Consider the following 22,894-nt stretch of genomic DNA (forward strand, 5'->3'; position numbering starts at 1 on the left):
ATCACAGTATACAAGCTCTAGATTCTCAGAATATATATCAGAAATTAAATTCATTCACTCATTCAGTTCTAAGGGAAATCCCTATGACAATGCCTGTATTGAGTCTTTTCATGCTGCCCTAAAAAAGGAAGAGGTTAACCTAGTAACCTACTACGATTTTAATGCTGCAAGACTGGCAATTTTTGAATACATAGAATCCTGGTACAACAGAAAGAGAATCCATGGTAGCATTGGGTATATTACCCCTCAGCAATGTGAGGATATGGCTAGAAAATCAGCATAGTAAATCCGAGTTTTTGTGTCTAAAATATTGACATAGGTCCAACTCCCATCATCTAACAATGTCGTTCTCCTTCATCAAAATAATTATCCAATATGACGTGTAACTTTTTTCCACTTGCATCTCGATACCACTTTCCAGTAGCAGACCTTATTGGGTGCAGATTGGCAACTATAAACTTGCCACCGCTTTTTAACAACCGAAACACTTCTCTGTTATTCGTTTCAAAATACTGCAAATCATACTGATTAAGATATGAGACAACAATATCAAAAATTTCATTCTCAATAAAGCCGAGATCTTGCACATTTTTCAAACGATAGTCATCACACTCAGACTTCAGTTTTGTTGCGGCCTCAATCATTTCCTCACATAGATCCAATCCCAGCACATATTTAGCACCACGTTCAACAAGCATTCTGCAAAAACGACCTTCTCCACACCCACTATCCAAAATGCTCAGACCTTCAACCTTTCCGCATACATCAAGCATTACTGAATCCAGCAAACCCTTGCGCACTGAGTTTTTACCCTCTCTCATCTCTTTGATCCACATAGGTACAAGAGCTGCCCATTCTTGCATAAGATCATCACTATTTCTCATTTTTTGTCATCTCTTTAGAGAATCAAATTATAATCCTCCAATAAAATAATCATATTATATATTAATTGATAAAACTGTTTAGAATAGCACTAATTACCATACAATGGTTTCATGATATCATAATAATGACATATTAACATCAACTTACTATATATAAATACATATATTTATTGTATATAAGAACAGGCTATACCCCTATAAAAACATAGAAAGAATATGAAGCGTCACCGATAAATATAAATTATCGTTAAAAGCTATATAAAAATATAAAATATATGGAATAGCGGCATCATTCTCAACTTGTTCAATTAACAGCTATCACATTACTTGATGCTTGCAATAGGAACGAACAGACATAAGCAAAAACGCTGGAATTTCAATTGCCGCTGAAATAAGAATAATATAAGGTATCCAGGCCCCAATCTCGCCAATATGCAAACAGTTAAAATTCACCAGATGGTATAGGAAATTATTCTTAATGCCAATACACGCAGAGGAAAGGATACTTGAAATCCAGTTTGCTCCAATGCAGCATAAGCAAGACTACAATGGAAATCAGCAAAGCATTAAGGGAATCATTGCATCTAGATGACTCGTGCTCATCATCAACAATCAGAATTTTTTCAGACATATTATCAGCTCCTTTGTAAGAGCTTTTTCTATCTTACTATATCTTATTTTTGGGGTATTCTTAATGAATGCATAAGATTTTATTAAGATTCCCCTATGAAAAATAACAGTGTATAACAAAAGCTTAAAAATATATGGAGTCCAAAAATAGAAAGCAATACTTAAGCATATTATTGAAAGTAAGGAATATTGTCCAATTTTCACCTTATATTAACACATAGACTACATCATGTTATCCTTTTATTAGACTACAATATGTCATCCAGGAGGAAGGTGCAATTTTGATACAGCAAGTTTCAGACGCAGAACTTGAATTGATGAAAATTATTTGGGCAAATGGCGGAACAGCTCTTTATGCTCAAATAACAGACTGCCTGAAAGGAACGGGCCATACTTGGCAGAAGAACACTATTATTACTTTGCTTTCCCGGTTGGTGGAAAAGGGATTGCTGAAAACAAGCAAAATAGGACGCCGTAACGAATACATAGCAATCGTTACTGAGGCGGACTATCGAGCGGCACAAACAAAAACTTTCCTTGAAAAACTATATGATGGAAATGCAAAAGGGCTGGTGTCAACATTGATACAAGGGGAAATGCTTACCCCGGAGGACTATGAGGATTTGAAAAAGTTCTGGGAAAATATAAAAGGAGAAAAATGAACAATTTACTCAAAATCGTTTTTTCACTCTCAATTTCCGGTTCTATTTTGATTTTGACACTATTCCTTTTCAAACCTTTACTAAAAACCAAAATTAGTAAACGCTGGCAGTATTACATTTGGCTGGTTGTAATCGCTCGGCTGACCCTGCCGCTTTCTCCGGAAGCCAGCCCTGTGGGGTCAATGGTACGTAATATCAATTATAAAGTCGTACAAACATTTATACAACCTGATGTTAAAGAAAATACCAATCAATTATACCAGACGGAAATTCAAAAAAATGTTGCAGAAATTAATTTCACACCAAAATTCAATACTTTGACGCCTGCAGATCAAAATTATGGAAGCATACTTTCAATTATAACAGAAAATTTGTGGTTAATTTGGCTTACAGGTGTTCTGGTCCTGTTGACAAGAAAAATTACAACCTATCAGGGATTTGTCCGCTATATCAAAACCAGATGCAAAGAAGTTTCAGACGTAGCCCTTTTAGATTTGCTGGCTTCAGCCGGAGAGCGTATAGGGGTAAAAAAACCGGTGGAACTCTATATAAATCCGCTGACCTCTTCTCCGCTATTAATTGGTTTTTTCCACCCCTGTGTGGTGCTTCCCACCACTGAATTGTCAGAACTTGATTTGCAATATACATTTATCCATGAACCTACACACTATAAACATCTGGACATATTTTATAAATGGTTGGTACAGGTTACTATATGCCTGCATTGGTTTAATCCTCTGATTTATTTTATGGGCCGTGAAATTAATCACGCCTGTGAACTGGCTTGTGACGAAGCGGTAATTAAAGACTTGGACATGGAAAGCCGCCGGGCTTATGGTGATACACTGATCCATGCAATAGGAGCCGGAGGCAATTATAATGGTTCCCTTGCCTCTGTAACCTTAAATGAAAGCAAAGAACTTTTGAAAGAAAGGTTGGAGTCCATTATGTATTATAAGAAAGCCTCTAAAATCATGATAGGGATGGCGCTTATCCTGACAATGGCGTTTTGCATAGGTGCTACTGTCAGTGGGGCCTATACTGTCCCTGGAAAAAATCCCGCATCAGATATCGTTTCTCCTACCTCAGAAAATAACGATATACCAAGACAAAGCTTTATTGATACGGACAGTTCCAGGACGGTATCTCTTTCAGCTAATTACTGCGGAATTGAGATAGCAAAGACTGATGGTGAACAGGTCACTTTTGAATTTTTGGGGATTGATAATCCCTCACTTTTTAAAACAAAATGCGAAGTTGTTAATGGCATCTTAAAAATATGTGTTGACGGAACAGCAGCAAGAGACGCGGCCGATAACTCGTCAAAGCATTACTATGTAGAAAATGGACCGAATTATGTAAATGTCGTCCGCATTGGCATTCCGGACAAAAAATACAGCGCATTTTCCATTTCATTGGATGGAGTCCCTGCAGTCCTGCCCGATCTGAACGCTCCGGTCAGTATTGAATGTGTTGAGGGTTCTGTATCTCTTACAGATACTGAAATATACCAAGGCACATATAATATAAAAAATTCTTCCGGTAGTATTTCAATAGCTGCGGACACAATTTCAAGCAATATAACGGTTGACAGCCATGGGGAATGTGAACTGACATTCAATCAGATGCCACAAAACCTGTATTTGGATGTATCAGGCTCTCAAGGGCAAGTTATTATTCCCGACGGTTGGTCAAGGACACAAAGCATGGGAAATGCTGCTCCAATTATCAGGTTATCTAATCATGGCTTTACCCGGGTTACTATAAAAAAGTAAAACATTAAAAATTCATCCGACCAAATTATTTCACTATCTTAACAGGCTTAAGCTCATAAATAAAACCCACATCACTGAATACATGATATTTAGGGATGTGGGTCGTGCTTCGTGTTACCACATTTTTATCTACTTATTTAAAAATATTGTAAACTTTTCTCCAACTTGTTTATAATCATTACTCTCTCTTCCACTTTCTTTGGATTGTTTTGCAGCATAAGGCGTCAAAGTTATGGATGTAATTTCATCAGACAAATTGCCATAAACTTTTTCATATTTAAATATTATATTTTTGTCATCCATACTGGATAGCCCAAAAACAACCTTATTCCCTAGACTATCCTCACCATCTAACTCTATCACATAAAATTCCTCAGAAATATTCTCTATCTTACCTATTATTTTTTGGTTTATAGGATTATATCTAAGTTCTTCTAAAGTGTAAATTGTGTTATCTATATTAAATGAATAATCTATAGGTACTACATTAGTACTTTTTCTCAAGTCATCACCATTTGCAGTAAACTCAAATTCCCACTTTCCTCTTATCTCTTGTTCTGTTTTTCCTGCTAAATAGAGGTTGCAATCTTTTAGTACAATTCTTATATCTACATTTTTATTTGTATCGATATCTTTTATATCAACAGCATATGTTGCAAAAAATAGAGTACCAGAATCATCAATTGGTCCGGCACTTCCGCTTACACCAAAATTTTTTATTTTCTTTCCGTCAATAAATATATCATAATCGAAGCGGAACATATCTATTGGCTGGTTCATATGGGCAACAATGCAAAAAATCAATTCATCTTTATCTATTACCACATCTGTCAACTTGACTTCTATTCCTTTATCCTCTACAAATTGACCAACTATATTTGTATAAGTTTCAATATTTCTCTCGATACCTAAAGCTTTGCCTATAGAATAAGATATTTCCGAAATCTTTGATTGAGCAGCAGCATAAACATTTCCACCAAAATTCGTATAATTTACAGCAGCCACTGAAACCAATACCAAGGCAGCAACAATAGTCGACGCCCATTTAAGTTTCGTTATTCTCTTATTTCTCCTTCTAAAACTGTTCTTTAGCTTTTGTTTCTCCATATCACTAAGTTCCTCTTTTTCATAATCCTCAATATTAAAATTCACTTGATTTAGCAAATTATAGATATCGTTAGACTCCTTCATTCTTACAATCTCCTCCAACCTTTATTATTTTACGAATTTTCCTTCTCGCTCTTGAAAGCCTATTATAAATAACTGATTCACTAAAACCCGTATCCTTAGATATTTCATCAATTCCTTTATCTTCCAGGTAACGTTTCTCAAAAATTCTTCTATCTTCATCCGATAGATTTTTAAGCATTTTTTCTGTTTCTTCGCTTATTTCATTTTCTAGAATTTCTATTATTGAATTATCCTCTACAGCAATATTTACATCTTCTATGCTCCTGTTCTCTAAATTCTTTAAATGTTTCCTCGCATAATCTATAGATTTATATTTTGCAATTGCACCTATCCAGTTAATAAATGTGGCCTTCTCAGGATTATAATTATGGACATTTTCCCAAATAGCAAGCAAACAATCATTCATGCATTCTTCATAGTAATCCATAATATAAAATAAATGTTTTTTCAGAACGGTTTTAAGAACCCAACCATAATTATCTATAACATATTCTAAGGCTTTCTCATCTTCCTTCTTCATTTGATCAATAAAATTTTCCTCTGTTATTTTCACTGTATCACCTCTCTTCCAATTATTCATGCATCTGGCTGTCTACGCTTTCACTTAATAATTCGCACAATCAAGATAAAATCTATCAATAATCCTATATTTTATAAAATTATTTTGGACATTGGAACAGCCCATGTCACTGTATAAAGTAAAACAGCAAAAATCGTCAAAAGCAACGTAAAATAGTACGGATTCAACATGTTACTGATAGATAAGAAAGGCTTCCTTTGGAAACATTTTAACAATCAAGGAAACCTTTCTTGAAGCTCATTGCGCTAAGTTTATATTAAGGTATAATTATACATTTTCTCTGTATTATAAAAATGAGACAAAAGTCATATAAGAAGCCTTCCATATAGATTTTATGCGGATTCTCAGAGCTTACAAGTTTATCCTCTTGCTTATATTTTAGACATATTATGAAAATTTTGTTGCAAAACTTTATATTTTGTAGTATTGTAGTGTGGTATAAAATTGTTACTTTTACATTTATAACAACTTTTTGTTGATACTTGAAAGGAGCAATTATGATGTTTGATGAATTACAAGAATTAGCTATGAAAAAAATTCTAAAAAGAGCAGCAGCATGTGTAGGCATAATGGCCATAATAATTATTTTGTTTACCTCAAGCTTCATGAAATTAATACAGGGCCCTGTAGACTTATATTCATTGTCAAAAGATGAGTTGCTTGGTTCCTACGTTGAAGGAGATGTTTATTACATTCTCGATGGCTTTGCTACATCCAGCGAAACAAGTCGTTCCGGCAAAAAAATCAATAAAAGGAATTACTATATAATTCCCATCTGTGAAGAAGAATATATTGCTTTGGGAGTTTATTCGGGTGATTTTAATACAGCAAACAGGATGATTGATGAAACCTATGAATACATAACGGGTGCAAGGGACGATGTTACAACTACCCTTCATGTAAGAGGAACTATAAGAAAAATGAATTCTAAGCTTATAACCTATTATAATAATTGGTTCCAGAGAACAGGATTTTTAGGGTCTTCAATGCCTGAAGAGATTGAAAAGTACGCTTTAACCTACGTGTTGGATTCTGATTATGTAGGTTCATTTTCAGAAGGTTATATTTATGTAGCCATCATTGTATGTGCATGCATTTTGATATATATGATAATCTCTCTTATTAAAGGCTTTTCAGGTGCTTACCTTCGCCCAATAAAATCCTTTATAAAAAATAATGAAGGCATCGTTAGTATTGAAGAAATCGAGAAGGAATATCATGAAGCAGAGACTGTTGATTCAGTAAAAATCAGCAAAAATTATACTTTCTACTTTAAAGGTCCAAAATCCTTTATAGTAAAAAATGATGATATCGTATGGGCATATTTGCGAAGTACAACTCATAGAACCAACGGAATTAAAGCTCATGTTACTAAATCATTGATTTTACATACAATAAATAAGAAAACACATACGATCGATATGAGTTCCGAAGAAGATGTTAATTCAGTATTAGAATTCTATTCATACAATAACCCACATATAATTTTGGGTTATAGCGATGAATTAATGAAATGCTATAAAAATGAGTTTGATACCTTTTTAAAAATGAGTCAAGACAATCGTCAGAGCGCTGCTTCTTATGATGAGCAAGATGATACCTCAAGAGTTATTTTGCTCAACAGCGGTGAAAACATAATCCAAGTTATAAATTCCATAAGAGAATATCTTGAATGTGGATTAGAAGAAGCAAAAGATCTGGTTGATAACACTCCCTGCATTATAAAAGAAAACATATCTTTGCAAGAAGCTGAAGCAATCAAAGCAGAGCTGGAAAATATCGGGGCAACAGTAGAGATTAATTAGGCAAATTGATTTTATGGTACAATAGAAAGTGGCTCCCTATTTTAATATAGGAAGCCACTTTCTATTCATGTGTCTGTTATTTTGCTATTTCAGGAGTGTCTGACAATAAACCGACTTTCTCCCACCACCAATCGCTGACTACATTCAAATCCCAGTAGTTAACCCTATTGTTTATAGCTGACAATGAAATAGTATAAAATGTGGGGGCCACTACAACTTGATCTCTAACATAAGCTTGCCAATCGTGATATGCCTTTATCAAATATTCTTCATCTAAATAGCCATCTTCACCGAAAGCCTTTTCTGATGCGATGGCAGCTAACAATCTATCATTTTCTTCACTGGCAAACCTAGTATAATTAAACTGCGCATATCTTCCATACAAACCTTGTGGATCTGGATTTGAACCTGTACTCCATCCTGCCATATACAAATCGATCTCCGGATTATCTTGCGCAATCATGTCATAAAAAGCATTTGCTTCTACCAATCTTCCGTTTTGCAGTACAACATCCAGCCCGACATCACGCCAGCATTGGATGTAAAATTGTGCCAATGGTTCCGCAATTTCTCCGCCTGCCATTGATAAGAAGTTAATCTTAAGCTTATTTCCCTTTGGATCTTCCCTGAACCCGTCACCATCAACATCAACATATCCTGCCTCGTCTAAAATTTGCTTTGCCTTTTCTGGATTGTAATCGTATCCTTCCTGTTTTTCATTCCAGAAAGTAGTGTGCATTGGATCGATTAGCGCATTAGCAGGTATTCTCAGATTGTGGTAAAATCTTTCTGCCACTTCTTTATTATTCATGGCATAAGCGATGGCCTGCCTCAATTTCACATCGGCCAATTTGGCATTCGGATTCGGTGCAACCTGGCCTTTTTCAGCATCCCATTTCCCTAGCTTGAATCCTATATACCAATAAGTTCTTGATACATTAGATAACAATGTAATATTCTTTAAATCTTTGTATCTATCATAACTGCTAATACTGATACCATCGACAACATCAAAAACACCGGAAGCCAGGGCCTCTGCTATAGTATCAGGATTTGTCCTTTTTATTACGATTTTATCAACTTGGGGTTTTTCTCCGCACCAATGTGGATTGGGAACATATTCCACTGACTCTCCCGCCACTATATTGGATACCATAAACGGACCGCAGGATAATGGTTTTAATCTTACTCTTTCATGGGATACCATCTCTTTTAACGGTATATCCTTTAAGTAATGCTTTGGTTCAGGATTATAAGGTATCCCTGCACCCCACAATATGCCCGGATAAAATTCCTTAAAAGTCACTTCCAAAGTCTTGTCATCGATCTTCTTAATTCCGGATATAGTATCCGCTTTACCCGCATGATATTCCTCCATACCTACTACATTCATATAGTTTCTATCATATCTTACACCTGTGTAATCCTTATGTCCGATACATTCATATACGAAGATTAAATCATCGGCAGTTACAGGAACCCCGTCTGACCAAGATAAATTGGGATTAATCTTTAATGTAACTGTTTTCCTATCTTTATCGAAATTAATGGAGCAATTGCTGTCCTTCATTTCAAGGTTTGGGCCTGATTTGAAAAAGCCACATAACATCGGTTGCATTAAACTAGAATCATCAGAATTTTCATATAAAAATGTGTTAAATATACCTTCAAAAGGACTTGATGCAATCAGTGCCACATTGAGAGTTCCTCCGACTGTTTCTCCATCCTTTTTTACCACTGTGGGATAAGGCAATTCTATATTTCCCACTTTTCCGTAGGATTGTTTTTGCTCTTGTTTTTCTTCTTCATTTCCTTTTGGCGCAGTTGCTTCTTCAGCATTCTTGCCACAAGCCGCAAATAACAGTGATAGCACCAGCACTAAAGCTATGATTTTCCAACTTTTTCTCAATTCTTATTCCCCCTTTTCATTTTAACCTAATCTTTGTTTTGCATCGGATGCTCTTTTAACGGCCTGCCCCACATAATTTATACACAACATCATCACCAATATCAGCAATGATGCCGGTAACCATAGCCACAATTTGCTTGACATCGCTCCCGGTGTTCTGGCGTAGGAAACCAATGTTCCAAGAGAAGGTGTTGAAGGCGGTAGTCCGAATCCCAAGAATGACAATCCGGTTTCTATCCCTATATTGCCTGCAAACTCTAGAATCAAATCAACAATGATTATTGAGCTAATATTAGGCAAAATACTTCCAAACATAATCTTTATATCGCTGGTTCCCATTATCTTCGAAGCGTTTACATAATCTCTTCTGCTCTCTGATAAAGCCTTGCTTCTTACTAATCTAGTCATACCTACCCAATAAAATATGCTCATTATAAATATGAAATGCCACATGGTATAGTCCGGTATAACAACTACAAATGTAATAATAAGCAAAGTAACAGGCAGTATCGATATGAAATCACATATTCGCATTATGATGTTATCAACTTTTCCGCCATAATATCCAGTAATCAGTCCAACTACAATCCCTATAAAAGATGTCAGTATTGTAACAGCAAAGCCAATTAAAACAGAGTTTCTCCCACCTATCAATAACTGTCCTGCAATAGACCTGCCGCCAAGATCGGCTCCCAATATAAACTTATCCCCTGGCGGTTCATATTTATATTTCAAATCTATTTTCATGACTTCTTCCTGATCTAATAGAGCAGAACCGATAAATAATACAGCAAAAATAATAATAAGTATTATTAAACATGCCGTTGCCAACTTATCAACTTTAAATTCTCTCTTTAGTACGTTCCAAAAAGATTGCTCACGACTAAGGGCTTTTAAAGTTTCTTCATCTATATTAGGGGTAACATAATTTTTATTTATTTCCAAATTGCTCATATCTGCTACCTCCTATTCTATCCTTATCCTTGGATCAACAATGGTCATGATTATATCTGACAGCAAACTACCCAATAATGTCAAAAAACCAAATAATAAGACCAAACTGTTTATCACTGAATAGTCCCTGCTGCTAATTGCTGAAACAAATAATTCACCCATTCCAGGATAAGTAAATATTGTTTCAATAAAGACTGATCCTCCTAAAAGCCCTGTAATCGTAAATCCAAAGAAAGCTGCTATGGGAAGCAATGAATTTCTAAATATATGGTGGGTGTAAACTTTATTTGTAGGTACTCCTTTGCTTCTAGCCGTCTTTACATAATCCTGAGTTTTGGCATCAATTATTTCATTTCTAAGATATTGCACAATTCCTATGGTACCTAATATGGCAGATGTTATTGCCGGTAAGATCATATGATGTAACCTGCTAAGGAAATAGTCCAGTGTGCCAGGTTCAAGGCCCAAATCTACAGAACCTGTAGTTGGAACCCATTTTAATCTGTATCCGAAAAATAACAGCAACAATAGTCCTAAAATAAATCTGGGTATTGCATAACTGATAAAGTTATATACCATTACTGCCTTATCAAATTTTGAGCCATTGTATCGTCCGGCATAAATTCCTAAAGGTATTGCTATTAAATACGTCAGTATTACAGTTAACAATGATAACCATAGCGTGTTGGCTGCTCTCTTGCCAATCAATTTGGTAACAGGCATCTTATATGTGTAAGATCTTCCAAAGTCTCCATCTCTAAGTATTCTCACAATCCAGTTCTTATATTGAACAGGTATGGGATCATTTAATCCTGCTTCTTCTCTCAATCTTTCAATAACTGCAGGATCCATATCAGGAGTTATTAAACCTGTAAATGGATCTCCCGGCATGGCTTTTCCCAAAGCGAAAACTATTATACTTAATATAAAAAGTTGAGGTATCATCAGTAGTACCCTACGCAATATTGTTTTCCACATTTTTTAAGGCCTCCTTATCCTTTATTGCAACATAGTGAGTATCTGAAATCTGAATCAGATCAAATACTTTTCCATCTTCATCATAGAATAGGCTGCTGTAATTGTTATATTCTTCCTCAACTTTTTTTCTTATCATATAATACTTTTCTTTATTTTTGACATCTATTTCCGGGATAGCTGCTATCAATCTTCTGGTGTAAATATGGATGGGATTATTATATATATCTTCTCTTGTTCCCGCTTCTACAAATCTTCCTCTATGCATAATATAGATATAATCACACATATGTTTTACTACGCCTAGATCGTGAGATATGAAAAGATAGCTCAAGTTAAACTCCTTTTGTATCTTCTTCAAATAGTTTAAAACTTGTGCTTGAACAGATAGATCCAATGCAGAAACAGGTTCGTCAGCAACAATAAGCTTTGGATTTAGAGCTATGGCCCTCGCTATGCCTATTCTCTGTCTTTGTCCTCCCGAGAACTCATGTGGATACTTATATAAAGAATCACCAGGCATTCCTACTATGTTTAGCAATTCCAAAACTTTTTTCCTTTCTTCTTCTTTTGTCAAATTTTCATAATTCCGCAATGGTTCAGCAATTATATCTATAACTTTTTTTCTGGGATCCAAACTTGAAAAAACATCCTGAAATATCATTTGAACTTCCTTATTGTATCCCAGTTTTTTTCTAGCCCTCTTAGAATTTACAGTTTGCCCGTTATACAAAATTTTCCCGCTTGTTGGTTTTTCCAATCCAACAATAGTCTTTCCTATAGTTGTTTTTCCTGAGCCTGATTCTCCTATAAGTCCGTAAGTCTTTCCTTCATCAATTGACAAGTCTACTCCATCCACTGCATATGTATAATCCTGTATTGTGTGAAAAAAGCCCCCTCGTATAGGATAATGAACTTTCAGATCCTTTATCTCCAAAAAACTCATTTTAATTACCCCCTTCATCTTCAAAGTGGAAGTTTTTCCAACATGTGCATCTCACAAAATGGCCCTTTGAAACTTCACGAAGTTCAGGATTTTCTTCATGTTCAGATTCTGGAATCCATTGTATTCTTGGAGCAAAACGACATCCTTTTCTTGGCAAGTTTCTTAAAGAAGGTACCATTCCTCGAATTACATGTAAATCCTTTCCTAGGGAGTCTGATTGGGGAATTGACTGCAATAATGATCGTGTATAAGGATGAAGAGGGTTATCAAAAAGTTCTTCAGCATTAGCTACTTCAACAAACTGTCCTGCGTACATGACAGCAACTCTATCTGCCATTTGTGCAACTACTCCCAAATCATGGGTTATAAGAATAATGCCTGCATCAATCTCTTTTTGGAGGTCAGTCAAAAGATCTAATATTTGAGCTTGAATTGTAACATCTAATGCCGTGGTTGGCTCATCTGCTATAATAATATTAGGTTTGCATGAAAGTGCAATGGCAATTAAAACCCTTTGTCGCATACCTCCCGACAATTCATGAGGGAACTGATTAACTACTCTCTTAGGGTTATTGATCCCAACTTGATTTAAAAGCTCTAAAACCCTTTCTTCTCTTTGATTTTTATCCAGGTCAGTATGATATATCAAAGGCTCTTCAATCTGTTTGCCAATTTTATGCAAAGGGTTTAATGATGCCAATGGGTCTTGAAATATGAAGCCAATATGCCTTCCTCTAATTTTATTGAATTCTTCTTCGCTATAATTAGCTATGTTTGCATTATCATATATTATTTCGCCGGAAACTCTAGTAAAATTTTTGTCATGCAATCCAACTATAGAATTAACTATGGTGCTTTTACCACAGCCAGATTCCCCTACTATTGCAAAAATTTCATTCCTTTTTAAAGTAAAATCTACACCGTCAACTGCATCATAATATTTATCTTGAAATCTAAAAGCAACATGCAAATCTTTAACTTCCAATATTTTTTCAGCTTCCATCTCTCCTATTCCCTTTCTTAACATATAGTATGAATAATGTTTTGCTCGACGTGTTTAAATCTATAGCAATTTCACATTCAATCACCTCCTCTAAAACAACGCAACAATACTATTAACAGGAAACTTGATTCAGTTTCCCATTTAAACTCCAATTATATGAAATATAATGCAAAATCCTTTAGTGATCAGAACCATCTAAAAAAGGTAATCTGTTTCAAATATGATACTATATGGTAACATATTTGATTGCACTTAACCCCCCAGCTATATAAGAGAATGCAACGACTTATAAAACTGACACTTGCTTGATAGAGACGGTATAAGACTATTAAACGAAGTAACTGACATAGTAGGAAACATAATAATTATCTTCTGCCTATGCTGATGCAAAGCATTGGTAATGATGGATAGATTTTGGGCAAGAATGAGGGTGCAGTAAAAATCGCAGCATTATCTAATATAGAACATATATTTTGATTTGTTTTAAGTTTATATGATGTGATAGGTTTTATTGGTGTCTTATGGAGTGTATAGAATAATGATAATTACTGTTATCACAAAAAAGAACAATATTATGATCTGCCTTTTAATATCTCATGAAGTATAGATGATTTTTATATCATTTAAAAACTTTAACTAGAACATCAACATAATATCAACATCTAATTTAATTATAATGTCATTATTAATTAAATATAACAAATCTTTAAAAAAATCAATATTCATATGACAAGAGGTAGAGTTTTAGTGACAAGAGGTAAAATTTAAGTACAAATGGCATAATAGAAGTTTCTTTGAATTCATTATTACTTTCTCTTCTATTAAGCCATTTGTAATATAATTATCTTTAAAATATGCTCCTCCTTACAGTAAACAGTATTTATACTTCACCGTCTTCCATAAGGGGAGCATATCGAATCAGTCATCTAAATATTATTATATAATCCCATATTCTTTTAATAACTTTTCAATGTCTGTCCCTGATATTTGTTTTAAAATTTTACTTTTAACCATTGGTGGTAAATCAAGTTCTGGTTTTTCTCCATCTAACAAACATACGATTGCATTTAGTAAATATCGTATATCGTATCTTGATGAAAATACTTCAGGCACACCTTTTTCCACGCCGGTTAACACATATACTGCTTCCATTGCCGTGCGACCTGAATATTCTATGGTAAACACAGTGTCACGCCCTGGATCATCCAGAGTTTCAGCAAATTGCCCAATAAAAGCAAAATTCACTGCATTCTTTGGCACCACATAGGGCCTATCCCCTGCTGCACGAGGCATAAACTGTGATGTGATAAATGGCATCATGACAGGAACTGCGCTGCATGATTCCGCCAATACCTCAATTTTATCTGTAGGAACCCCAATATGATATAGCCACTCTTTCGTGATTTCCTTCCCAGTGCAATCTCTCATAGGTTTTTTAATATAATCTCCCGGAACATCAGAGAATAAACCATATAACCAAACCACAACATCTTTTTCAGGTTGTCCGTAATATTGTTCTTGACGATTGATTGTCCAGCTCATTAGCCAAGAAGAATCCAACGCTGTCACAATACCGCCTGTTACAGTACGCCCACCATATGGAGAACGCTTTGTGATCTTTTCGATATATTCAGGAACACGTTCGTCATGACAGGTCACTGTACAAGACACCCAATTGGATTTTTCCGGGTCTGTGCAGAATTTATCAGGATTTCCGAACTCGTCTGACTGAGCTGCTATGTTTCTCCACAAACGCCAGCATCCTCCTGCTTCCTTATTAAATGGTGGAGGTGTATTGTCATCACCATAACCAGAACCTTCGGTCATAGAACCGTTGGTTATAAACACTAAGTCATTTTCTGTTAAATCAATAGAGATATCTTTTCCATTTTTGTCTGTAGCAACTATTCGCTTTGCAACTTTCTTATCATCTGATATTAAGAATTCAACATTATGAACCGTAACTCCGTATTCAAATTTAGCCCCATGATCTTGTAAGTATTTAACCATAGGTTTTACAAATGAAGTATATTGATCATGCCTTGAAAATTGCAACGCAGAAAGATCCGGCAATCCATCAACATGGTGAATGAAACGATTCATATATAATTTCATTTCCAAAGCACTATGCCAATTTTCAAAAGCGAACATTGTTCTCCAATAGGTCCAGAAATCTGAGTTTAAGAGTTCTTTAGAAAAAATTTCCTCAATAGTCTTATCTTCAAGTTCTTCATCCGGTATATTGATAAAAGCAACTAATTCCTTTACCAAATCTTGACCTAAATTAAATTTTCCGTTGTCATAGCGCTGACCACAATTTTTTGTGATCCGGCAATTGCTGTAATTTGGATCATCGTAGTTTGTATAATAAAAATAATCTAAAACGGTCATGCTTGGATCCTCTGTAGATGGTAATGAACTGAATAAACTCCATAAAACTTCAAAATGATGACCCATTTCACGTCCACCGCGGGCGACATAACCAACGTTCTGGAGAACTTGACCATCTAACGATCCGCCAGGAATATCTAATTGCTCCAGAAATGTAATTTTGCTACCCTCCATGTGAGCATCACGAATTAAAAAACAACCAGCAGCTAAAGCTCCAATTCCGGTGCCGATTAAATAGGCTTTTTTATTTTCAATTCCCTTTGGTTTTCTTGCATTTACCAAAGAATGATAAGTTCCGTTCGTAAGTGTAAGTCTGCTATCATGGGTTTTTAACTTCATATTATCTACCTCTTCCATAATTATAATAATCTTTCCATATTTATTTATTAAATTCTCAATGCTTTTATTCACTTTATTTTCATACCGGCATAGCTCAAATCCTCCTTTTACTTTGTATACTCCATTGGTTTATTAGATTTGTATAAATCAATTCTGTAAATCAATAATATTGTTTTTGGGCATCATTTTCATTAGATAAATAGAGTGCGGTGTTCAAAGTTCAAACACCGCACTCTATTTATCTAATTTATAAGCATTGACAGTAAATTGCCTAATATCCACCCCGTATTACTTTTTACCGTACATCTAAAACATCACTTCGCTTAAGGGATAATTCAATATTTCCATTGAAAAGTTGTCCTATTCGTCTGATAATAGTTTCAGGCTCCTCTTTCATTCCGGAAGAAATCCAGCGCAGTACCATTCCAGTAAGAGCACACTGATAAAAAGAGGCAATTAGTTTTTTGTCTTCTGCAGAAGCCGGGATACTTTCACTCATTTTTTCAACATATCGAATCATTACATTGCCAGATACATTGTATATATAGTTCACTAATTCTTCTCTCTTCATAGAATTATATACATTATAAATTGCTCTTTTGTTTTCTAAAGCAAATCGGGCAGCTAAAATAAAGCTTTCTTCCCAAGAAAGTGTATCATTATATTCATCAATTACAGTCTGGAGTTCCGTTTGGAACAACTCTGACAGAAGTGCATACACATCTGTATAGTAATAATAAAAAGTATTTCTATTGATTCCACATGCTGTAGCAATATCCTTAACCGTTATTTTGCTAAGCGGACGCTCATTTAACATCTTAATGAATGCCTCACAAATCATTTTTCTGGTATATTGCTGTGCCAAAAAATCATCACCTCTTTAATTCTTTACCCTGATACACCTATAGCTAAACCTGTCCTCTGTCCATACGGTCATTCCTCATTAGACGACTTACTTTTCAAAAACCTGCCTTATTTAATTTATGAATCTACCGAAGGCTACTTTTAACCTACTCAATTTTCTGCCAAATGAGTTTCTACCACAAGATCACACTTTAGTACAAATGAGTGTATCTTGCTGTAAAATTATTTAGCTCAATTAGCAAGCAAATCGTCTTAAACACATCTTAACATATTAAATATTTTCACTAAACTGGTTTATTGATTTTTTATAGTTGCTTACTTAGAAATTGCTGTATATGCATTGCCGCTATTTGGGCTTGTTTCTCACTGAAATATTCAGAATAGCTATCCATAAAACCATGATGTGCCTCCAATAAATGCAACTCAATATTTTCTTTGCCCATAAGCTGCTCTGCCAAATTTTCTACATTAAATGAATCATGTCTTGCAAAAAGCATAAGCACAGGACATGAAGGTTCCAGCCATATATAATCACGAATACGTGAACCATAACAGCAAATAATTGCATCACATTCAGGGTGCTCACAGCATCTCCATGCAATAGTTGCACCTACACTAAAACCAATAATAAATACTTTTTCATAAGTAAGCTTTAACTTAGAAATCAAATCTTCAATTTTACTGTAATACTCAAAGCCCACATTTCTTATAAAATTTGAATAGGCTTCTTCTTGCTGTGAATACAAAAAGCTATATCTTTGTATCATGTCTGGACAGAACACATCAAACCTTTGCGCGCTATATTCTGCACATACTTCTTCTATAAATTTATTTATGCCATAAATTTCATGCAATATTATAATTGCATTCTTGTTATTATCAACTTTTTCGATCATTTAAATTACCCTCTCCATTGATTCATTAACAATCTATATATGTGCACACTAAGCAGAGCTCTCTATCATTTGGTGTTATAAAAGCTCTATTAATATCTTCGGACAGTAAATAACCTAATGCCAGTACAGACATAAAGCTTATGATAAGTGATACAATCATAATGCTTGATCTATATGTATATGTTATATGATTATCTGTATTAACCAGATTTACATCTTCAGCGTTTTGCTTTTTGATTTACTTTTCAATGATATATACAATTCATCATTTTAGTCCACTCCATCTACGCTGTCATAACTTGTTATGCAGTTAGCAGTATTCCTTGCCGTCATTCAAAATTCATCTTCCAACAGCATTATTTCATATTTCATAGTCCAATTGCAAAAGTAAAAGTTGTATGTTCATTTTCCACGCTTTCTGCAGATATCTCACCTCCTAGCCTTTCTATGATTGTTTTTGCAATTGATAACCCTAGCCCAAAACTGACTGTTTCTTGATTTCTTGAAGGATCTACACGATAAAATCTGTCAAATATCTTCGGCAAATCCTGTTTGGCTATTCCTTTTCCGCTGTTCTTTATGGAAAATGCAACATGACGTTTTGACTTAATCAGATATATATTTATCTGCCCGTTTCTATCTGTATATTTTACAGCATTATCAAATAAAATCGTTACAACCTGACTAATTCTCTCAGGATCGCTCTTAACAATTACGTCAGGCTCAATTGAAGAAATGAGCTCAATATCTTTTTCAGTCATTACAGCTTCCATTGATATAACCACATCTTCAATTACATTGCTTATATTGAATGGCACTTTTTGCATTTCAAATCTTATATCCTCCATTTTGGCCAGAGACAATAGATCATTAACAAGTTTTGTCATCCTGTCAGTTCCGATTTTTATATAATCAAGCCACTTTAATTGGCTTCGAATGGTTTCTTCCTGATTTGCCAATAGTGCATCGTAGTTGGCGTTAATAATTGAGAGAGGTGTCTTCAATTCATGAGAAGCATCAGCAACAAATTGCTTTTGCCTTTCCCATGCTTCAGTTATTGGTTTTATTACTCGATTGGCAAAATAAAGGCTTATTATGAAAATAACAAAAAGCACTATCAAACCTACAAAAATCAATGTAGTGAGCAATTGAAGCAAAGTTTTATTATACATTGTAACATCCAAAAATATTATCCGATATTTGCTTTCAGGAATGTTATATGACTGCCCGTTCCCTTGAATGACCTGTTTTTCCATTTGAGCTATGGAATATTTCCATTGCTTACCTTCCAATGTAATTGACGAACTTTTTTCTTTATTGTTCCAGACCATATGAACAGCTTTTTTATATGTTTCCTCATGCATATTAAATGGTGAGTCTATTTCCAAAATCTCGCCATCTTCATCTACCTGAATAGTGAATGAATATGTGCCGTCTGATAAAAACCTCCGATTAACAAATTCTGGCTTATTGCTTTCTGTATCATCGTAGTTTTGAGTATCGGTCAGAGCCTTAACTATTATAGTTTGGTGTTTATTATTTTCTGTATCATCCGGCAAATCTGTTCCTTCTATTATTACAGTTTGCGTTACAGCTTGAGGACTTAATTTTTTTGCTATTTCTGAACTTATGTTATTATAGCTAATGATATAAATAACAGCAAAGGCAGCTATCATAACTGTCGAAGTCATGACCATATTAAGAATGAGAAATCTGTTGCGTAACCTTTTAAACATTTCACCGACCATCCTTTAAGGTTTTCAAAACATATCCCGCTCCTCGTATAGTATGTATGTAAACATCGGAATCCAATTGAGCCAACTTTTTTCTTAGAAGAGATACATGTATTTCTACACGGTTATCTTCTGCATCAGTATCATAACCCCATAGTTTCTCAATAATATTTTCTTTTGAAGTAATCATTCCATTTCTTTTAATTAGTAACTCCAGTAATTGGGACTCTTTTAGCGTTAGCACCGTCTCTTTACTTTCACACTGAAGCTGAAGGGTATATGGGTTCAATCTAATATCTCCATATGTGAGTATGCCGTCATTTATTAGTTCCGTCTTTCTTCGTCCCAATGCACGCAAACGAGCTAGCAATTCTTCGGTATGAAATGGTTTTGCCAGGTAATCATCAGCACCGCTATCAAGACCGTGCACTTTGTCCTCTATTTCACCTCTAGCAGTTAATAATATAATCGGCGTTTCAATTCCGTTATTGCGCAATTCCTTAAGTACACTTATGCCATCCATTTTAGGAAGCATAATATCAAGAATGATGATATCATAAATGCCCGAAAGCCCATAATCCAGGCCTTCTTCACCGCTATATACCAAATCAACACTATAGTTATTCTTTTTTAGAACTTGAACAACGGCCTCAGCCATATACTTCTCATCTTCAACCATCAATAACCTCATTGCCTACCTCCTTACCTACTGATTTAAACCAATTGAAATAACATGATAAAATATACATGCACATAGGAACTGAACACAGTTCCTATGTGCCAAATAGTCTTTCTCTGCTTCGCATCTAGATTGCTTTAATAATTCTGCATTAACCCAACTAATTGATGTCCGTTTTCTCAATTACAGAGCCATCCTCGTTCACTATTATGCCATTGGGTAATGCCTGACTCCAGGTCTTACCTCCGTCAGTAGAATAGTATCTGATACCATCTTCTATTCTTATCATCATTTCAGTCGCTTCACTATCCTCTGCTGGAACACCATTCGTTATGATAAATTTGCCATCTTTTTTGCTGATTGTTAAACCATTAAGTATGTCCTGGTTCCAAGTTTTACCGCCATCTGTAGAATAGATTTTAACCCCATTTTCCATTCTAATCTGTAAAGAATTAATTGAATCTGATGCAAAAACCGTTCCGGCACCTAGTACGGCAACAAGTACTGTACAGAGAAGAATAGCACCTGCCTTCTTTTTTGATGTATACAGCTTTGATAAAAATTCCTTCTTCATGGCTATACCTCCTAAAGATAATTCTTGTAAGCGGCCGCCTTACACTATTATCATAAGCCATATACCTTTAGTCAACCTTTAGTGAGAAATCATTTTTCTATTTTTTACTCAAACAATCTAAACTTCTTTAAACCATCAAATTTTCTTAATTAGAGCATACATTTTCATATCCGCTTTTGCTGCGTTGCAATGCAAAGTACCTTCATACTGAAAAACTGCCTTTTCTAGAACTCAGCAGGATGCCACATTATATGCTAATGGCTCTGCAAATAATCCTTCACTTCTGAAGGCATAAGTCTGCGAGATTCTTTCCATATTCCACTGCTGTTGCTCTGCATCCTCTTTTCAATAGATGTGCTTTTTCGTATGTTTCTGCAAATGCATCGAGTGTCCATTGTTGAGATGCCATTATTGATTGTAGAGTCCTTGGAAAATATCAACATTTTATATCTGTTTTCAATAAACCATAAATATAATAGTCACACCATGTATTGACCATTTTTCCTTGCCGAATCATACCTTCTCGGGTAAAACCACATTTTTCGAGAACTTTCCATGATCCGATATTTCGAACGTCTACATCCGCCCAGATACGTTGTAATTCTGTATGAGTAAAGCAGAAATCAATGATTGCCTTCATGACTTCTGTTGCCATTCCTTGATTTTGATAAGCTGGAGCAATCCTCAAAGCAACCTTTGCCATGCGGTTATTTTCGATCAGATAAATCCATGCTTCGCCGATGACCTTATCACTTTCATTCAGTGCAATACCCCAATGGAAGCTCTTTGTATTTTTCTTAGCCTTTTCAAACAGCAATTCGGGGTTTTTATCCGTCTTTCCTGCGGGCTTTCCCCAATAGGCATACATTGACTTATCAGACATCCATTCTTTCAATGCCGGAACGTCAGAGGGAAGTAACTGCCGCAGTGTTAGTCGCTCAGTCCTCAAAATAGGTTTGCTTACAATATAATCTGCAAGTGCCATTTCCATCCCCCCTTAAAAGTTAAATTCTTTTGCCCAGTCAAATGCTCCACTTTCCTCAAAGGATTTAGGCCAATGGCTACACCAATCCGGTGTAATGGGATTCTCTACTCTGTAAATGCTTGGGGTATATGGCTTGATGTCAAGAACCGCACTTCCGTCATTGGCATCCACATAAGTAAGCCCTATTATCCCATATATGTTATCAATATATGTAATTTGGGCATTTGATACTCCAATAGGATTTGGTCTTTCAAGAGATCGAAGCGCAAAAATACCTATCTCATCAGGTCCATTTTTATATGGTTTTTTCTGAATCAGCATTGCTCTGTCTCTTTCATTGTCGCAACCATCCATCCACCAAATAATCTGTATATGACTGTAATTTTCAAGTCCTTTTAGTGCTGTCGTATATTTTTCATCCAGTTTAATGGCAAAATCTTCATTCTCATTTTTAATCTTTCCGACGGGAATTATTTTAATATTGTTCATTTTGGACCTCCATAAATTTATTTTCGTCGAGCGCTCGATATCTTAATTTTACAAAGTATAAGCTATACTTCAACCCCTTTTTTTAATTTTTCCAAAATTAAAAGAAAGGCTTCCCTTGATGGTATTTATAACAATTAAAGAAGCCTTTCTTGAAATGCTTTTACAAAAAGTATAATTTAAGGAAACTCATACTTCTCTATGCATTATAAGAAAGCTCCTCACCATTAGGATTTTATCCAATGATGAGAGCCTACATTTTGACTATTTAACTGCTCTTATCTTCTTCACCACATTACATGCATCCATTCTATACATTTATATGGGATTAATTTAACTTGTTGTGCTAGCTTTGAATTACCAAAAATCTACGAATGAAAAACTCCAACATATTATGTAACCTATCATTAATAACCACAAAAATGATAGGGGGTCACATATATGCTGGAGTCTGATAGAAACTATTCTATCAAAGAAATTGGAGATTTAAAAGACTTTATAACTGTCGCTTATGTCATAATTGACGACATTTACCAAGAAGTAACTCCAACACATATTAAAAAACGTTGCAATATCAATACTTCTAAGATGAGTGATAGTGAAATAATTACCTTAAGCATTGTTGCTGAATTA

At 35.0% G+C, this 22,894-nt stretch carries 21 protein-coding genes and 1 pseudogene; 5 read left to right on the top strand and 17 right to left on the bottom strand.

Annotated features, from left to right (window positions below; all coding sequences use genetic code 11):
* The coding region (locus tag BUB48_RS16135; protein ID WP_139249963.1) for an integrase core domain-containing protein at nt 1-283 on the top strand (283 nt) is incomplete at its 5' end.
* Between the two features lie 52 nt (nt 284-335).
* Here the strand turns inward: BUB48_RS16135 and BUB48_RS16140 are convergent.
* Together BUB48_RS16140 and BUB48_RS18680 are read right to left on the bottom strand one after the other, a co-directional pair.
* Entirely contained in the window at nt 336-884 is a 549-nt protein-coding gene (locus BUB48_RS16140) for a class I SAM-dependent methyltransferase (protein ID WP_073027695.1), read from the bottom strand.
* Between the two features lie 475 nt (nt 885-1,359).
* Complete coding sequence (locus BUB48_RS18680; protein WP_242944266.1) at nt 1,360-1,515, bottom strand: hypothetical protein; 156 nt, start codon at nt 1,513-1,515, stop codon at nt 1,360-1,362.
* 280 nt (nt 1,516-1,795) lie between these two features.
* On the opposite strand from BUB48_RS18680, the gene BUB48_RS16145 reads away from it, so the two are divergent.
* Both BUB48_RS16145 and BUB48_RS16150 read left to right on the top strand, forming a co-directional pair.
* On the top strand, nt 1,796-2,176 hold the full coding sequence (locus BUB48_RS16145; protein WP_073027697.1) for a BlaI/MecI/CopY family transcriptional regulator: 381 nt from the start codon (nt 1,796-1,798) through the stop codon (nt 2,174-2,176).
* Nucleotides 2,173-3,951: a M56 family metallopeptidase gene (locus BUB48_RS16150; protein ID WP_073027700.1), complete on the top strand. Its 1,779-nt coding sequence runs from the start codon at nt 2,173-2,175 to the stop codon at nt 3,949-3,951. The genes BUB48_RS16145 and BUB48_RS16150 overlap by 4 nt, the downstream gene beginning before the upstream one ends.
* Before the next feature lie 129 nt (nt 3,952-4,080).
* On the opposite strand, the gene BUB48_RS16155 is transcribed toward BUB48_RS16150, so the two are convergent.
* Both BUB48_RS16155 and BUB48_RS16160 read right to left on the bottom strand, forming a co-directional pair.
* Entirely contained in the window at nt 4,081-5,142 is a 1,062-nt protein-coding gene (locus BUB48_RS16155; protein WP_073027702.1) for a DUF4179 domain-containing protein, read from the bottom strand.
* Nucleotides 5,129-5,695 carry a sigma-70 family RNA polymerase sigma factor gene (locus BUB48_RS16160; RefSeq protein WP_073027705.1) on the bottom strand — a complete coding sequence of 189 codons (567 nt, stop codon included), beginning with the start codon at nt 5,693-5,695 and terminating at the stop codon, nt 5,129-5,131. Before BUB48_RS16160 ends, BUB48_RS16155 begins: the two co-directional genes overlap by 14 nt.
* A 524-nt stretch (nt 5,696-6,219) precedes the next feature.
* On the opposite strand from BUB48_RS16160, the gene BUB48_RS18685 reads away from it, so the two are divergent.
* Entirely contained in the window at nt 6,220-7,527 is a 1,308-nt protein-coding gene (locus tag BUB48_RS18685) for a ribosomal protein L7/L12 (protein ID WP_084524757.1), read from the top strand.
* A 76-nt stretch (nt 7,528-7,603) separates the two neighbouring features.
* Here the strand turns inward: BUB48_RS18685 and BUB48_RS16170 are convergent, their stop codons facing one another.
* From BUB48_RS16170 to BUB48_RS16235, 13 genes are all read right to left on the bottom strand, one after another.
* Nucleotides 7,604-9,436 carry an oligopeptide ABC transporter substrate-binding protein gene (locus tag BUB48_RS16170; protein WP_073027708.1) on the bottom strand — a complete coding sequence of 611 codons (1,833 nt, stop codon included), beginning with the start codon at nt 9,434-9,436 and terminating at the stop codon, nt 7,604-7,606.
* Between the two features lie 21 nt (nt 9,437-9,457).
* Nucleotides 9,458-10,390 carry an ABC transporter permease gene (locus BUB48_RS16175; protein ID WP_073027711.1) on the bottom strand — a complete coding sequence of 311 codons (933 nt, stop codon included), beginning with the start codon at nt 10,388-10,390 and terminating at the stop codon, nt 9,458-9,460.
* A 12-nt stretch (nt 10,391-10,402) separates the two neighbouring features.
* Nucleotides 10,403-11,368, bottom strand: coding sequence for an oligopeptide ABC transporter permease (gene opp4B / locus BUB48_RS16180; RefSeq protein WP_073027713.1), 966 nt, complete (start codon nt 11,366-11,368; stop codon nt 10,403-10,405).
* Nucleotides 11,346-12,311, bottom strand: a complete 966-nt coding sequence (locus tag BUB48_RS16185) for an ATP-binding cassette domain-containing protein (protein WP_073027716.1) — start codon at nt 12,309-12,311, stop codon at nt 11,346-11,348. The genes opp4B and BUB48_RS16185 overlap by 23 nt, the downstream gene beginning before the upstream one ends.
* 1 nt (nt 12,312) lies before the next feature.
* Nucleotides 12,313-13,314, bottom strand: a complete 1,002-nt coding sequence (locus BUB48_RS16190; RefSeq protein ID WP_073027719.1) for an ABC transporter ATP-binding protein — start codon at nt 13,312-13,314, stop codon at nt 12,313-12,315.
* Nucleotides 13,315-14,250: 936 nt separating this feature from the next.
* On the bottom strand, nt 14,251-16,044 hold the full coding sequence (locus BUB48_RS16195) for an oleate hydratase (RefSeq protein ID WP_073027745.1): 1,794 nt from the start codon (nt 16,042-16,044) through the stop codon (nt 14,251-14,253).
* Between the two features lie 295 nt (nt 16,045-16,339).
* Nucleotides 16,340-16,909 (bottom strand): TetR/AcrR family transcriptional regulator C-terminal domain-containing protein, encoded by a 570-nt coding sequence (locus BUB48_RS16200; RefSeq protein WP_073027721.1) that lies wholly within the window; start codon nt 16,907-16,909, stop codon nt 16,340-16,342.
* A 304-nt stretch (nt 16,910-17,213) separates the two neighbouring features.
* A complete protein-coding gene (locus BUB48_RS16205; RefSeq protein ID WP_073027724.1) occupies nt 17,214-17,804 on the bottom strand; it encodes a dienelactone hydrolase family protein in 591 nt (196 codons plus the stop codon).
* A 368-nt stretch (nt 17,805-18,172) separates the two neighbouring features.
* Nucleotides 18,173-19,540 (bottom strand): sensor histidine kinase, encoded by a 1,368-nt coding sequence (locus tag BUB48_RS16210; protein WP_073027727.1) that lies wholly within the window; start codon nt 19,538-19,540, stop codon nt 18,173-18,175.
* Nucleotide 19,541: 1 nt separating this feature from the next.
* Nucleotides 19,542-20,228: a response regulator transcription factor gene (locus BUB48_RS16215; RefSeq protein WP_073027729.1), complete on the bottom strand. Its 687-nt coding sequence runs from the start codon at nt 20,226-20,228 to the stop codon at nt 19,542-19,544.
* 148 nt (nt 20,229-20,376) lie between these two features.
* A complete protein-coding gene (locus tag BUB48_RS16220) occupies nt 20,377-20,790 on the bottom strand; it encodes a sialidase family protein (RefSeq protein ID WP_073027732.1) in 414 nt (137 codons plus the stop codon).
* Nucleotides 20,791-21,226: 436 nt separating this feature from the next.
* Nucleotides 21,227-21,775 carry a GNAT family N-acetyltransferase gene (locus BUB48_RS16230; RefSeq protein ID WP_073027737.1) on the bottom strand — a complete coding sequence of 183 codons (549 nt, stop codon included), beginning with the start codon at nt 21,773-21,775 and terminating at the stop codon, nt 21,227-21,229.
* Between the two features lie 12 nt (nt 21,776-21,787).
* Nucleotides 21,788-22,264 carry a TrmO family methyltransferase domain-containing protein gene (locus BUB48_RS16235; RefSeq protein WP_073027740.1) on the bottom strand — a complete coding sequence of 159 codons (477 nt, stop codon included), beginning with the start codon at nt 22,262-22,264 and terminating at the stop codon, nt 21,788-21,790.
* A gap of 438 nt (nt 22,265-22,702) precedes the next feature.
* Here BUB48_RS16235 and BUB48_RS16240 point away from each other — a divergent pair.
* Nucleotides 22,703-22,894 (top strand): annotated as a pseudogene (locus BUB48_RS16240) (IS982 family transposase); the annotation flags it as partial.

The sequence above is a fragment of the Lutispora thermophila DSM 19022 genome (assembly GCF_900142105.1).
In the GTDB taxonomy this organism is placed as follows: domain Bacteria; phylum Bacillota; class Clostridia; order Lutisporales; family Lutisporaceae; genus Lutispora; species Lutispora thermophila.